This is a genomic window from Nocardia cerradoensis NBRC 101014 (genome assembly GCF_000308535.1).
Lineage (GTDB): Bacteria > Actinomycetota > Actinomycetes > Mycobacteriales > Mycobacteriaceae > Nocardia > Nocardia cerradoensis.
In genome coordinates this window covers 19664-32686 of the sequence record NZ_BAFW01000053.1, presented here as the reverse complement: position 1 = coordinate 32686, position 13023 = coordinate 19664, and the positions used below count along the sequence as shown (strand labels likewise).

The 13023-nt window shown below is 68.2% G+C and carries 11 protein-coding genes and 1 tRNA gene; 6 read left to right on the top strand and 6 right to left on the bottom strand.

Features of this window, described 5'->3' with window-relative positions; all coding sequences use genetic code 11:
- Positions 1–144: 144 nt before the first annotated feature.
- The 3 genes from ON23_RS06685 (at position 145) to ON23_RS06675 (ending at position 3497) form a co-directional block, all read left to right on the top strand.
- Positions 145–218: transfer RNA gene (locus ON23_RS06685), tRNA-Arg, on the top strand.
- A 317-nt stretch (positions 219–535) separates the two neighbouring features.
- Positions 536–2362, top strand: a complete 1827-nt coding sequence (locus tag ON23_RS06680; RefSeq protein ID WP_039776976.1) for a glycoside hydrolase family 15 protein — start codon at positions 536–538, stop codon at positions 2360–2362.
- Between the two features lie 319 nt (positions 2363–2681).
- Complete coding sequence (locus tag ON23_RS06675; protein WP_039776975.1) at positions 2682–3497, top strand: enoyl-CoA hydratase/isomerase family protein; 816 nt, start codon at positions 2682–2684, stop codon at positions 3495–3497.
- On the opposite strand, the gene ON23_RS06670 is transcribed toward ON23_RS06675, so the two are convergent.
- From ON23_RS06670 to ON23_RS06660, 3 genes are all read right to left on the bottom strand, one after another.
- A complete protein-coding gene (locus ON23_RS06670; protein WP_039776974.1) occupies positions 3479–3898 on the bottom strand; it encodes a PPOX class F420-dependent oxidoreductase in 420 nt (139 codons plus the stop codon). The two genes, ON23_RS06675 and ON23_RS06670, sit on opposite strands and share 19 nt — an antisense overlap.
- Before the next feature lie 49 nt (positions 3899–3947).
- Positions 3948–4508, bottom strand: coding sequence for a DUF2165 domain-containing protein (locus tag ON23_RS06665; protein WP_039776973.1), 561 nt, complete (start codon positions 4506–4508; stop codon positions 3948–3950).
- A gap of 111 nt (positions 4509–4619) precedes the next feature.
- Positions 4620–5849 carry a cytochrome P450 gene (locus ON23_RS06660; RefSeq protein ID WP_039776972.1) on the bottom strand — a complete coding sequence of 410 codons (1230 nt, stop codon included), beginning with the start codon at positions 5847–5849 and terminating at the stop codon, positions 4620–4622.
- 171 nt (positions 5850–6020) lie between these two features.
- Here ON23_RS06660 and ON23_RS06655 point away from each other — a divergent pair, with 171 nt between their 5' ends.
- Positions 6021–7520, top strand: a complete 1500-nt coding sequence (locus tag ON23_RS06655) for an aldehyde dehydrogenase family protein (protein ID WP_039776971.1) — start codon at positions 6021–6023, stop codon at positions 7518–7520.
- A 102-nt stretch (positions 7521–7622) separates the two neighbouring features.
- Here the strand turns inward: ON23_RS06655 and ON23_RS06650 are convergent, their stop codons facing one another.
- Both ON23_RS06650 and ON23_RS06645 read right to left on the bottom strand, forming a co-directional pair.
- Positions 7623–9263, bottom strand: coding sequence for an N-acyl-D-amino-acid deacylase family protein (locus tag ON23_RS06650; protein ID WP_039776970.1), 1641 nt, complete (start codon positions 9261–9263; stop codon positions 7623–7625).
- A 43-nt stretch (positions 9264–9306) separates the two neighbouring features.
- Positions 9307–10464, bottom strand: coding sequence for an aromatic ring-hydroxylating oxygenase subunit alpha (locus tag ON23_RS06645; protein WP_039776969.1), 1158 nt, complete (start codon positions 10462–10464; stop codon positions 9307–9309).
- A 221-nt stretch (positions 10465–10685) separates the two neighbouring features.
- Between ON23_RS06645 and ON23_RS06640 the strand changes: the two genes are divergently transcribed.
- Together ON23_RS06640 and ON23_RS06635 are read left to right on the top strand one after the other, a co-directional pair.
- Positions 10686–11396, top strand: coding sequence for a TetR/AcrR family transcriptional regulator (locus ON23_RS06640; protein WP_223273172.1), 711 nt, complete (start codon positions 10686–10688; stop codon positions 11394–11396).
- Positions 11380–11808, top strand: a complete 429-nt coding sequence (locus tag ON23_RS06635) for a nuclear transport factor 2 family protein (RefSeq protein ID WP_039776968.1) — start codon at positions 11380–11382, stop codon at positions 11806–11808. Before ON23_RS06640 ends, ON23_RS06635 begins: the two co-directional genes overlap by 17 nt.
- A gap of 10 nt (positions 11809–11818) precedes the next feature.
- Here ON23_RS06635 and ON23_RS06630 read toward each other — a convergent pair whose 3' ends face one another.
- Complete coding sequence (locus ON23_RS06630) at positions 11819–12997, bottom strand: thiolase family protein (RefSeq protein WP_039776967.1); 1179 nt, start codon at positions 12995–12997, stop codon at positions 11819–11821.
- Positions 12998–13023: the final 26 nt, after the last annotated feature.

The window sequence follows — 13023 nt, the reverse complement described above, 5'->3', positions numbered from 1 at the left end:
CCGGCCCCGAATCGGCCCGCTCACTGTGACGAGGCCGACAGTCGCACACGGCGTTGTCGATGACCAGCACGGATCTGGACGCTCGCTATAATCAACTCGCTGGACACGCTGCCCCAAACCGGGCATGGTGTTTGGTACTGCCATGCCTCCGTAGCTCAGTTGGATAGAGCAAGGGCCTTCTAATCCCTAGGTCGCAGGTTCGATTCCTGCCGGGGGCGCTTTGTCGGTCCAACCTGCGCGCATTTCGGGTTGGGCTGTGGTTACCCAAACGGTTCAACGCTCAAACACAGAAGTTTCGTGCCGGATTCGGGACACACAGGCCGCGTCGGGCAGCTCGCCCCCGAGACCGTCGACACCCGGTCCGCGATCCCCCCGCGGCGCCTGCGACCACCGCTGCGTTTGCGTTAGCCAGCCGAGTGACAAGCTCGGCATTTCGAGCAGATATCGGCCGCTCGGTTCCGCTTTCCGAGCGGATGCCAGCTGATAGCCTCCCCTCTAGTTGTCGCCGGGCGTTCCATTCGTGGAAGGGGATGGCGTGCACGATCCCGATCCACCGTTCCGGCCGATCCACCGGAACGAGGGGTATCTCCCGCTGGAGGACTACGGGCTGATCGGAGACGGTACGACGGCCGCGCTGGTCGGGGTGGACGGTTCGATCCCGTGGCTGTGCCTGCCGCGCTTCGATGCCCAACCACTGTTCTGCGGGCTGCTCGACCGTGCGCGCGGGGGTCATTTCACCGTCGCGCCGATCGATCCGCTGGAAGGCCGCCAGCGCTATCAGCCGGACACCGGCGTGCTGGAGACCGAATTACGCAGCGCCACCGGCGTTCTCCGAGTGACCGATGCCATGGTGGTGCGCCCCGGCTCGGACCTCGGCGACGACGCGCCCGCCGATCGCTCGGAACTGGTTCGCTCCGCGATCGTCGTGAGCGGGCATGTGCGGGTGTCGGTGGAGATCGCCCCGCAGGGCGGTGCGCAGTTGCGGCCGGTGCTCAGCGGGCTGGAGATCCGGGTCGCGTCCCAGCCGAACCTGCGGCTGCATCTGCGCGCCGACCGGCCGCTGGACGGCGTGCACACCACCGTCGACCTGGCGCAGGGCGAGCGGCTGGAGCTGGTGCTGTCGTGGGGACGCTTCCACCGTCACCATCGCTTCGACGCCGAGGCGATGCTGCGCCACACCGCCGATGCATGGCGGTCGTGGATGCGGACGTGCACCTACGACGGCCCCGAACAGGCACTGGTCCGACGGTCCGCGATCACCCTCAAACTCTGCGATCACTGGGTGAGCGGATCCGTCGTCGCGGCACCCACCTCGTCGCTGCCGGCGCCGATCGGCGGGGTCCGCAACTGGGACTACCGCTACGTGTGGATCCGCGACGCCTCGTATGCCGTCTACGCCCTGCGCCGCATCGGTTTTCGCAACGAGGCCGACGCCTTTCTCGGCTGGGTGCTCGACGCGTTCGAGCGCAGCGGCGAGCCGCGCATCATGTACGACATCGACGGTGATCCGGTACCGGACGAGTTGGTCGACACCGGCCTGGAGGGCTACCGCGCGAGCGGCCCGGTGCGCTGGGGCAACGGCGCCACCGATCAGCGCCAGCACGACGTCTACGGCGAGATCCTCGATTGCGCCGACCAATGGCTGCGCACGGGCGGGGAGTTGCAGCCGGTGCTGTGGTCGAATCTGTCCGATCTGGCCGAGGCGGCGGGCCGATCGTGGCAGGAGCCGGATCAGGGGATCTGGGAAGTGCGCAGCGCGGGGCGGGTTTTCACCTATTCCGCGGCGCTGTGCCAGGTGGCACTGCATCGCGCCGCGTCGATCGGGGAACGATTCGACCTGCCCGGCCCCGTCGGGATGTGGCGCAGCACCGCGAACGAGATTCGCGAGGCCATCCTGAAGAACTCGTGGGACGAACGGGCCCAGACCCTGAGCGCCCATCTCGACGGTGGCGGCGAACTGGATGCGAGCCTGCTGGCGCTGCCGTTGCGCCGCGTCGTTCCCGCCGATCACCCTCGTATGACGGCGACGACCGCCGCGGTGGCGGATCGGCTGGGCGCCGGCGACGGTCTGCTGTATCGCTATCTGCACGAGGAATCACCGGACGGCCTGCCCGGAAACGAGGGCGCGTTCCTGCTGTGCAGTTTCTGGCTGGTCGACAACCTCACCGCTCAGGGACGGCTCGAGGACGCCGAGCGGCTCTACACCTCCCTGTGCGCCCGCGCGAGCACCGTGGGCCTGCTCGCCGAGCAGATCGACCCGACGACCGGCGCGTTCATGGGTAACTTCCCGCAGGCGTTCAGTCATATCGGCATCATTTCCAGCGGGGTGAAACTCGCGCGAGCGAAGGCGGGTGCGTCATGATCCCGCGTCTGGTTCTTCCTGACACGTGACGATCCAGCGTTCGACGCACGCCCCTCGAACGCCTGCGGCCCACCACATCCGTGATGTGGTGGGCCGGGGTGTGTCGTGATGGGTGGTCAGGCCGCGCTACCGCTGGCCCCCAGCGCAGCCAACATGTCCACGAGCACAGTCAGAAAGTCCATTCGGGTTCTTACCTTTCGATTCAGCGGAGGGGCCCAGCATGCATGTCGAATGTTGCCGCAAGGTTATGCGCCGGTGAAGTCGAATCGGCCCCGGCAAGAATCGGGTATCCGAAAAGGGAGATTGCTATTCTTCCACCATGAGCGACGATCTCGGGGCAGCGGGACTGCGATTCGAGCGTGACGGCGTGATCGGCTGGTGCGTGATCGACCGGCCCGCGGCGCGCAACGCGCTGACCCCGGCGATGTATTTCGGCATCAAACGCGCTGTCCACCTGGTCAATTCGGATCCGGACCTGGCGGCGTTGATCATCACGGGCACCGACGACGTGTTCGCGCCGGGCGGCGACCTGGGCGGGCGCGCCGAGCCCGGTGACGCCTTGCCGCCGGAATTGTCCGGCCAGGATGTGCTGCCCTTCCTCGCCATTCGGGACAGCCGCGCCCCGGTCGTGTCGGCGGTGAACGGCATCTGCCAGGCGGGCGGTCTGCTCATCGCGATGATGTCCGATATCGCGGTCGCCAGCGAGCGGGCGGTGTTCCGGGTGCCGGAGCTGTTGCGTGGCATTCCCGACGCCACCTACGCCGCGGTGCTGCCCGCCCACGTCGGTGTGGCGGTCGCTCGCGACCTGCTGTTGTCGGCGCGGCGGTTCGATGCCGCCGAGGCGCAGCGTCTCGGGGTCATCAGCCGGGTGGTGGCACACGAACGGCTGCGCGCGGAGGCCGTCGCGGCCGTCACCGAGATCCTGCAGACCGCGCCGCAGGCCCGCGCCCACGTGAAGCGCATGCTGAACGAGCGCTACGGCAGCATCGACTACCAGACCATGTTCCTGGCCCTGGAAACCTCGCCGGAACCGCGGGAGGGAATGCGCGCCTTCATGGAAAAGCGTGCGCCGCAATGGATTCCCGAGGCGCTAGCCACCTCCGGGGAACGCCGTCCTCAGGGCAGCATGCCGTAGGCGCGGGTGGGATGCAGACGCGCGATCACGCGGCGGTCGGCGACCATCGCGCGGCGGTAGTCCGCCCAGTCCGGGTGCTCGCCGCTGAGCGCGCGGTAGTACGCGATCAACTCCTCCACGGTGGCGTCGTCGGTGCTCGCGGCCACCGGGGTCAGTTCGACATCGGCCTCCAGGACGGCGTAGGCCCAGAAGTCGTCGCGCGTGACGTGCAGGGCCGCCCACGGCTCGCGGCGCAGATTGGCGTACTTGGCCCGATCCGCGGTGATGGAGATCCGGACGATGCCGTCCGGCGCGACCCAGTGCGTGACGTTGGACAGCTGCGGGCGGCCGTTGCGGCGCACGGTGGTCAGGACGGACCGCGAGGTCGTACGCGCGAAGTCGAGCGCGGTGTCGAGTTCCATACGGGCTGCAACCCGAGGTGGTGAGGCCCTGTTCCCGAACGGCCGCAGTTCATTCCGAGGGCGCAGCGGCCCGCGGCGGCGAGTCGGGCAGATGGACCAGCACCAGCCCGATCCCGGCGATCAGGAAGTTCTGCAACGCCGCCGACGAGGCGTTGACCTCCTTGTTCGCCCACATCCGGAACCACTCCCCGCCCACGGTCAAAAACGCCCCCGCGAACAGCAGCACCGCCATCGTCCAGCCGATACTGGACAACGTCGCCGCGGTGCCCGGCCGCACCGGCACCCGGCGTGGCCGACCGCTCAGCTCCCGCAGCCAGCAGGCCGCGGCGGCCAGCAGCACGAGGGCGATCGAGAATTCCCAGATCACCACGAGGATGTAGACGACGAGCGCGATGTTGCCGTTGGTGATCGCACGCCAGTCGGTACCCGGGTTGTGGATGGTGGCCCGCATCGACAGCACGGCGCCCACGCCCCGGCGGTTGGTGACGGTATCGGTGCAGTTGGTGATCGCGACGAACAGATAGTAGAAGCCGGTGATCGTCGCCAGCACCGCCACCGCCGTCCGGCGGCTGCCGAGCACATCGAGGATTCCCGCACCACCGATTCGCATGTTGCTCACCTAAACGGTTCGGCGAAACCGCGTCAACCGCACCGGCTTCCCATCGACGACCATGCGCGAAAGGGCTTTTCGCCACCTCGAACCATCGGCCGCCGGGCCGATCTAGCTCGCGGTGCGATCCGGTTCGCGGGCCACGAAGGTGATCGGCAGGCTGAGCGGCGAACGGGTGAGACCGGCGTGATATCGAATCTCCGCCCCGTCCCGGACGGCGATCCGATCCATGCGTTGCACGATCTCCTCCAGCGCCACCCGCAGGTTCAAGCGGGCGAGGTTGGAGCCCGCACAGCGATGCGGGCCCGCACCGAACGCGAAGTGGCGGTTGCGAGTCCGGTTCGGATCGAATCGGTCCGGATCCGGGAATTCGCCGGCATCACGATTGGCCGAGGCCCAGTGGATGAGCATCTTGTCGCCGGATTCGATGGTGTGTCCGGCCAATTCGGTCTCGCGGACCGCGGTGCGGCCCACCGAGACGAACGGTGAATCCAGCCGCAGCAGTTCCTCGACGGCCTTCGGCATGAGCTCGGGGCGTTCGCGCAGCAACTGCGGAATCTCGGGCTCACGGCAGAACCGCTCGACCATCAATCCGAGTGCGCCGGCGGTGGTTTCGAGCCCGCCGAGGATGAGAAGTTGTACCGCCCCGATGGTTTCGTCCTCGGTCAGTGGTACGCCGTCGATCTCGGCGGCCAGCACCGCGTCGACCACATCCCCGCGCGGCGGTTGTTCACGCCGGTCGGCGAGGAAACCTTTGACCCAGGCGTACAGGCCTTTCCAGCATTCACGCGACTCGGGATGGTTGGGGATCGACGACCGCGAAGCCAGCCGCGATACGGTGTCGAGTTCATCGGCGGGCGCGCCGATGGCGAGTTCGAAGAACGCCAGGCTGGGCAGCGGCCGGGCGAAGGCGTCCATGAATTCGCACTGCCCGTCGGCGAGGAAACCGTCGAGCAGGCGGGTGACCAGATCGCGCGTCGGCCGTTCCCAGTCGGCGACCGCGGCGGGTGTGAAGTACGGGGTGATGAGGCTCTTGTAGGCGCGCTGCTCGGGCGGGTCCACCTCGACGGGCAGGTTGCGCACCACGCCCTTGGTGCCGGTGACCGAGAGGCCGTGCGCGGAGCTGAACACCGACCAGTTCTGCGCGACGCTCAGCACCTCCTCGTATCCGGAGGCCACCCAGAATCCGCCGTATCGGTCGCTGTGGGCCACCGGGCACAGCTCGCGCATGCGGGCCATCGTCTCGGGCAGCGTGGCGGCGAGTTCGGGCGAGAGGTGGTCGAACTGGCGCAGACACCAATCATCGGGCAGGCGTACGCCGTTGGGCGTTGTCTTCTCCATGGTTTCCCCTGGCGGCTCGGGCACCGAGTGGGCGCCAACTCACACTAACAGGGTAAGTGATCACTTTCTAGCAGACGATCGAAAGCGGTGAACTACCATGTGTTAGTAAGTTCTTACTCACAACCTGTCCGGCCCGGCTCGCTCGATGCGCGGTGGTCAGGAAGGATCTCCATGTCGACAAGCACCGGAGCGCTCGCCTCGCTGCCCGCATTCCTCGACGGCCGCACCAAACGCCTGCTGATCGGCGGGCGGTGGGAAGCCGCGGCCGCGGGGCGCACCTTCACCAGCATCGATCCCTCCACCGGTGCGGTGATCGCCGAACTGGCCGCCGCCGACGCCGTCGACGCCGACCGCGCGGTCACCGCGGCCCGCGCGGCACTGGTGGGCCCCTGGCAGCAGTTCTCCCCGCGCGATCGCCAGGCCCTGCTGTGGGCGTTCGCGGACAAGGTTCAGGAGCACTTCGACGAACTGCGGCTGCTCGAATCGCTGGATATGGGGTCGCCGCTGGGCCGCCGCCGCCCGGGCTCGCGCGCCTGGGAGGCCGAGGTACTGCGGTACTACGCGGGCTGGGCGACCAAGATTCACGGTGAGACACTGCCGAATTCGATTCCGGGCTCGGTGTTCAGCTATACGGTCAAGGAGCCGGTCGGGGTCGTCGCCGCGATCGTGCCGTGGAATCGCCCGGTCGCGAACGCGGTGTGGAAGATCGCTCCGGTGCTGGCCACCGGCTGCACCCTCGTCCTCAAACCCGCCGAGGAGGCGAGCCTGGCCGCGCTGCGGCTCGGAGAATTGCTGAGCGAGACCGGAATTCCCGACGGCGTGGTGAATATCGTGACCGGCGAGGGCGAATCCGTCGGCGCCGCATTGACCACACATCCGGGCGTGGACAAGATCGCGTTCACCGGCTCGACGGCGGTGGGGCGCGAGATCATCCGCGCCTCCGCCGACACCCTCAAACGCGTCTCGGTGGAGCTGGGCGGTAAATCTCCCGATGTGGTCTTCGCCGACGCCGATCTGGACAAGGCGGTGCCGGGCGCGGGCATGGGCGTGTTCTCGAATTCGGGCCAGACCTGTTGTGCCGGAACGCGTATCTTCGTCGAGCGGCCCGTCTACGCCGAATTCGTCGATCGCCTCTCGGATTTCGCGAGTTCGCTCACCGTCGGCAACAGCCTGGACCCGCGGACCCGGATCGGCCCGCTGGTTTCCCAGCAGCAGTTGACCCGGGTGTGCGAGTACCTGGCGGTGGGCCCGGACGAGGGCGCGCGCACCACCGCCGGTGGGGCGCGAATCGCCACCGGCGATCTCGCCGCCGGCTACTTCGTGGAGCCCACGGTCTTCGCGGATGTGCGCGACGAGATGCGGATCGCGCGCGAGGAGATCTTCGGTCCGGTCGCCTGCGTGCTGCCGTTCGACACCCTCGACGAGGTGGCCGAGCGGGCCAACGACTCCGATTACGGTCTGGCGGGCGGAATCTGGACCCGCGACCTCGGCACCGCGCACCGGCTGGCGGGACGGTTGCGGACGGGCACCGTGTGGGTCAACACCATGCTGCTGTTCGATCCGGCGGTGCCGTTCGGCGGATACAAGATGAGCGGCTACGGACGCGAGATGGGCCCGCATTCGCTGGAGGAATACCTCGAGGTCAAATCCGTGTGGATCAACACCGATTGATCGTCCATGTCGGCTGATCGTCCATGTCGGCGCGAGTACCTAATGCCGAAGGGACCGCGCGTAATTCCGCGGTCCCCTCGGCGCGCCGGTCGGTCCGGTCGATCAGCTGCGCAGCAGCCGTCCCGCCGCCGTGTCGGCCATATCCACGCCGTCACGGCGCGTCTGCACGCCGTTGACCCACATGTGCGCGACTCCGGTGCTGCGCACGACGAGCCGATCCGCTCCGCCGGGTTGATCGTGCACCCGCTCGATCGGAGTCGTGCCGACGGTCGCGGAATCGAAGGCCACCAGGTCGGCGAAGTACCCCTCGCGGATCAGCCCGCGCTCGCGGATGCGGAACGCGTGGGCGGGCTGACCGGTCAGGCGCCACACCGCGTCCTCCAGTGCGACGGCCTTGCGCTCGCGCACCCAATGCCCCAGCAGGTGAGTGGAATAACAGGCGTCGCAGAGCTGACTGGCGTGCGCGCCGGCATCGGACAGGCCCAGGATCGTGCGCTTGTCGGCGAGCAGATCACCGATCTCGTCGTCGCCGTCGTTGTCCAGGACCACGCGGAAACGCGTCGACATCCCGTCGGCGAGCGCGACGTCGAGCATCAGGTCGAAGGCGGTGGTTCCGCGTTCGGCGGCCAAGCGGTCCAGGGGAATTCCCACCGCGTCCGGATCGGCGACGGTCTCCTCCACGGCGACCTTGGGCCACCGATGCGCCCATGCGGCCAGCGTCGCCGGGCGGGCCCGTTCCCGCCATGCCGCGTCGCGGTAGAGCTCGGCGCGCTCCGCCCGCGGCCGGGCGAGCACTTCCTTCCACTCGTCGATCTCCCCCAGCGGAGTGGGATCGGCGAGGCTGACCTGCATGACGATGGGCCGGCAGGCGATCTGCGGGTACACCTCGCCCGGCAGCGCACCGCCGCGCTCCACCGTGCGCATCGCCGCGCCGGGTTTGTCGGCGCGCGCCACCAGCGCGGTCCAGGTGACCGGAATGCCGTAGCGCACGGACAGATCCGAGAACTGGTCGACGAACATGCCGGGTCCGATCGACACCTGCAGGATGCCCTTGCCGACCGCTCCCAGTTCCGCGGCCAGCGCGTCGACCTCGTCCACCTCCGCGAAGCGGCTGGGCACCGGGCGGCCGAACGCACCCTGATGAGCCGGTTGGCGCGACGTGGACAGTCCGACCGCACCGGCCGTCACCGCCTCCCGCACCAGCGCGCGCATGGTGTCGAGCTCCGCGGGGGTCGCGGCGCGTTCCGCACCGCCCAGGACGAACAGCCGCAGCGGCGTATGCCCCAGGAACGCACCGACATTGAGCCGCTTGCGTCGCCGCTCCAGCGCGTCGAGATACTGCGGGAAGGTCTCGAAGCACCAGTCGATGCCGGCGTTCAGCGCCTCCATCGACATGCCCTCGACGTTTTCCAGTGTGCGCACGATGATTTCGCGATGCGGCGGCCGGGTCGGCGCCACGCCGAAGCCGCAGTTGCCCATGATCACGGTGGTGACGCCGTGCCAGCAGGAGGGGGTGAGATCACCGTCCCAGAGGATCTGCGCGTCGTAGTGGGTGTGGATGTCGATGAAACCCGGTGTGAGCGTGAGCCCGTCGAGATCGACGACGTGTGTGTCCGGTCCCGGTGCCAGCTCGCCGGGCGCGCCGACCGCGGTGATGCGGTCACCCGTGATCGCCACCTCGGCGGCCCTTCCGGGTGCCCCGCTTCCGTCGACCAGCCAGGCGCGGCGCAGCAACAGATCCATGGGTCCTCCCGGAAGTGCGAATCAGCTAGGTGGTCAGGCATTCTCACGCCCGGCGGGCGGCCGCCAGCGCGTCGTCGAAACCGCGGTGCAGATGCTGCGGCGCGGGCTCGTTGCGGCCGAAGACGATGGTGTCGAGCACGCCGGCCCGGATGCCCGGTTCGGTCCGGGCCGCCACCCAGAAGTCCTCCCCGTCCACCACGGTCTCGCAGATCCAGGGGGCCATCTCCACCGCCTTGGCCCGTTCGGACTCGCTGAGCCCGGGGCGCAGATACGTGCTGTGCACGACCTCGGAGGAGTTCGCGTCGACCGGGACGATCTGCCACAGCTCCACGTGGCGGCTGTCGAAGGTGAGGCTGGTATTCGGAAACAGCGCGTACTGCAGGCTGATATGGCCCATCACATCGCCCCACTGCTCGTCGGGCACCTCGCGCAGTTCGTCGATCGTGCGCAGTGCCGAGCAGTTGCGCAGATGCCGGCCGAACGGGTCGAAGGTCAGCACGCCGCCGTAGGCGTATTTCGCCAGGGTCCGGCGGTGCAGGAAGCGGAAGTGGTAGTTCTCGCGGAAGGTGTCGAGCGTGACCTTCCAGTTGGCTCCCACCGGGTGGACGTGCGGCTCGCCGTACAACTCCCAGTCCGCGAACTCGAGCACCGCGAGTTCGTCGGCCAGGCCGGGGCCGAGATATTCGTCGATGTCCACGGTGGGCCCCGGTTGCAGCGATCCGACGATCAGCCCGTACCCCTCAGCGACGGGCAGTTCGACAAGTCCCTTGCGCTCCAGGCACATTCCGGTGAAGGCGTCCTGAACGGGAACGGCGACGAGGCGGCCGTCCAGATCGTAGGTCCACGAGTGGAACGGACAGGCGAATCGGCTGCGGGCGCCGCCGCCGTCGACCACCCGCACGCCGCGGTGGCGGCAGGCGTTGGCGAAGGCGCGAACGCGGCCTTCGTCGTTGCGGGTCAACAGAATCGGCACGCCGCACAGGTCGACGGCGCGGTAGGTGCCCGCATGCGGGAGCGCGCCGGACAGGCACAACACCAGCGGGTGGCCGCGGAACAGAACGTCGAATTCCTCGGCGTGCCGCTGCGTCGAATAGATATCGGTCGGCAACTCGAGGATGTCCGGCGCCAGGTCGGTGGTGCCCGCGTCGATGTGGTCGAGCAATCGGCGCGCGAGGCTGTGTTCCAGCGCTTGCCTGTCCATAACACACTCCACCCGAAACTCCGGCCCCGAAGGACGGTCCTTTGCGAGCTTAGTAGGTGATTACTTACTCTGCAAGGAAATGCGAGAACCCGGTTCTACCTGGAGAGATCGGCATCATCGCGCCGATCCGTGGATGCCGTCGCGGACGCACTAGGATAAAGTGTGTACCCACTAACAAACGCCGATCGGCACCGGCGCCGGCCCGGAAACGAGGAGGACTCGTGGCCAGAACCACGACGACCGGGAGTTCCACCATCCCGCCCACCCCTGCCGACGGCGCACCACCGGTGCGACGCCGGCTCACCGCCGAGGCCCGCAAGAGTTCGATTCTGGCCGCCGCGCGCCGCGCCTTCAGCGAAACCGGCGATATGAACGGCACCACGGTCAAGATGATCGCCGAGCACAGCGGTATCAGCGAGGGAATCATCTACCGGCACTTCGAGAGTAAGGATCAGCTGTTCTTCGAGGCGGTGGTGGAACCGCTCAAATCGGCCGTCGACGATCTGGTGGCCGCGACCGCCGTGGTCGACCGCGATCAGCCGCTGACCCCGCAGCGCCAGCTGGAGACGCTCAAAGGTCTCTACCGCCAACTGATTTCGACGCTCGACGAGGTACTGCCACTCCTGGGACTGGTGCTGTTCGGCGACCCGCAGGTGGCCCGGCGGTTCTACCGCGAGAATTTCGCGGTCGCCATGGACCGGCTGGCCGAGGCGTGGCGCGAGGTCGAGGATCGTTACGGTTTTCCCTTCGAATCGCCCGACATCTCCGCCCGCGCGGTGATGGGTATGGCACTGATGCAGGCGTTGGAGACCCGCCACGGCACCGCCAAGAAAGCCGACCGCGACCGGGCGATCACGTTGATCAGCGAAGGCACGGTCAAGGGATTCTTCCCGGTGATCGAGGGAGCCGAATCCGATGACCGCACAGCCTGATTCGTCGCACGACACGCCGTCGCGCGACGGCCTGGAGATCGTGACGGAGTTGTCGCGCCGTTTCGCCGCCGGTGACGGCGCCGGTGCGCTGGCGCTGTTCCACCCCGAGATCCGGATCGAACAGCCGGCCTCCCTGCCGCACGGCGGCAGCTACCACGGCCATGCCGGGGTGGCCGCCATGGGCGAATCGTTCGGGCGCTACTGGGAGCGCAGTATCGACAATCCGCGCATCTTCGGCTCCGCGGAGTCGGTGGTGCAGCTGACCACCCAAACCTGGACGGCCAGGGAATCGGGGCGGCACGCCACGGTCGACGTGGTGGAGCTGTTCTCCTTCGCCGACGGGCTGGTCCGCGAGATCCGGGTGTTCCAGCAGGACACCCACGCCCTGCTGAAAACCCTCGAACCTCGGTGAGAACCTGACCTCAGCGCACGTCGACCACGACCGCGGTACCCATCCCACCTCCCGCGCACATCGCCGCGACGCCGACCCCACCGCCGCGGCGCCGCAGTTCGTGCACGAGGCTCAACACCATCCGGGTTCCCGTCATCGCCACGGGATGTCCCAGACTGCAACCACTTCCGAGGACGTTGACCTTCTCCTCGTCGAGTCCCAGCGCGCGGGTCGCGGCGACCGCGACCGAGGCGAAGGCCTCGTTGATCTCCCACAGCGCCACGTCGGCCACCGACAGCCCGGCGCGCGCGAGCACCTTCTCGATCGCGGGGGCGGGCGCCAGTCCGGTGTCCGCGGGCGGAACGCCGACCGAGGCCCACGCCCGGACCACGGCCAGCGGCTCGATCCCGCGCTCGCGGGCCACCTCACGATCCGCGATCACCAGCGCACCCGCGGCGTCGTTGATGCCGGCGGCGTTTCCCGCGGTGATGCCGAAGCCCTCGATCTCGGGATGCAGCGGTTTCAACGACGACAGCTTCTCCAGCGACGAGGTGCGCCGGGGATGTTCGTCGACGGCGAAGGTGACCGTACTGCCGTCGCGACGGGTCACCTCGATCGGCACGATCTCCTCGGTGAAGCTGCCGGCGTCGATCGCGGCCACCGCGCGCTGATGGGAACGTAACGCCCACTGGTCCATCTGCGCGCGCGTGATCCCAGCCTTCACCGCGGCATTCCACCCGACCGTGATCGACATATCGCGCACGGGTGCGTCGGGGGATTCGCGGTGGCTCGGTGCGAGCCAGTCCTCCTCCCATTCCTCCGACCCCGGAATGCGCCGGTTCACCTTCGGTGCGGTCGAACTCGACTGCGCACCGCCGGCCACCACGATCCGGTCCATCCCGGCGATGATCGAGGCGGCCGCGCTCTGCAGCGTGGACAGCCCGGAGGCGCAGTGCCGGTTGTGCGCGATGCCGGGCGCATTCACCAACCCGGCCTCGATGGCGACGTAGCGGCCGATCGCCCCGCCGCCGTACAGCGATTCGCCGAGAATGACGTCGTCGACCAGTTCCGGTTCGACCCCCGCGCGGCGCACCGCCTCGGCGACGGCCGCCGTTCCCAGTGTGAAGGCGTCGGTGTCGGTCAGCGATCCCTTGTATGCCGTCCCGATCGCCGTGCGCGCGCCCGAAATGATCACGGCCTCATGGCTCATGGGGGCCACCCCGATTCTGAACTAAG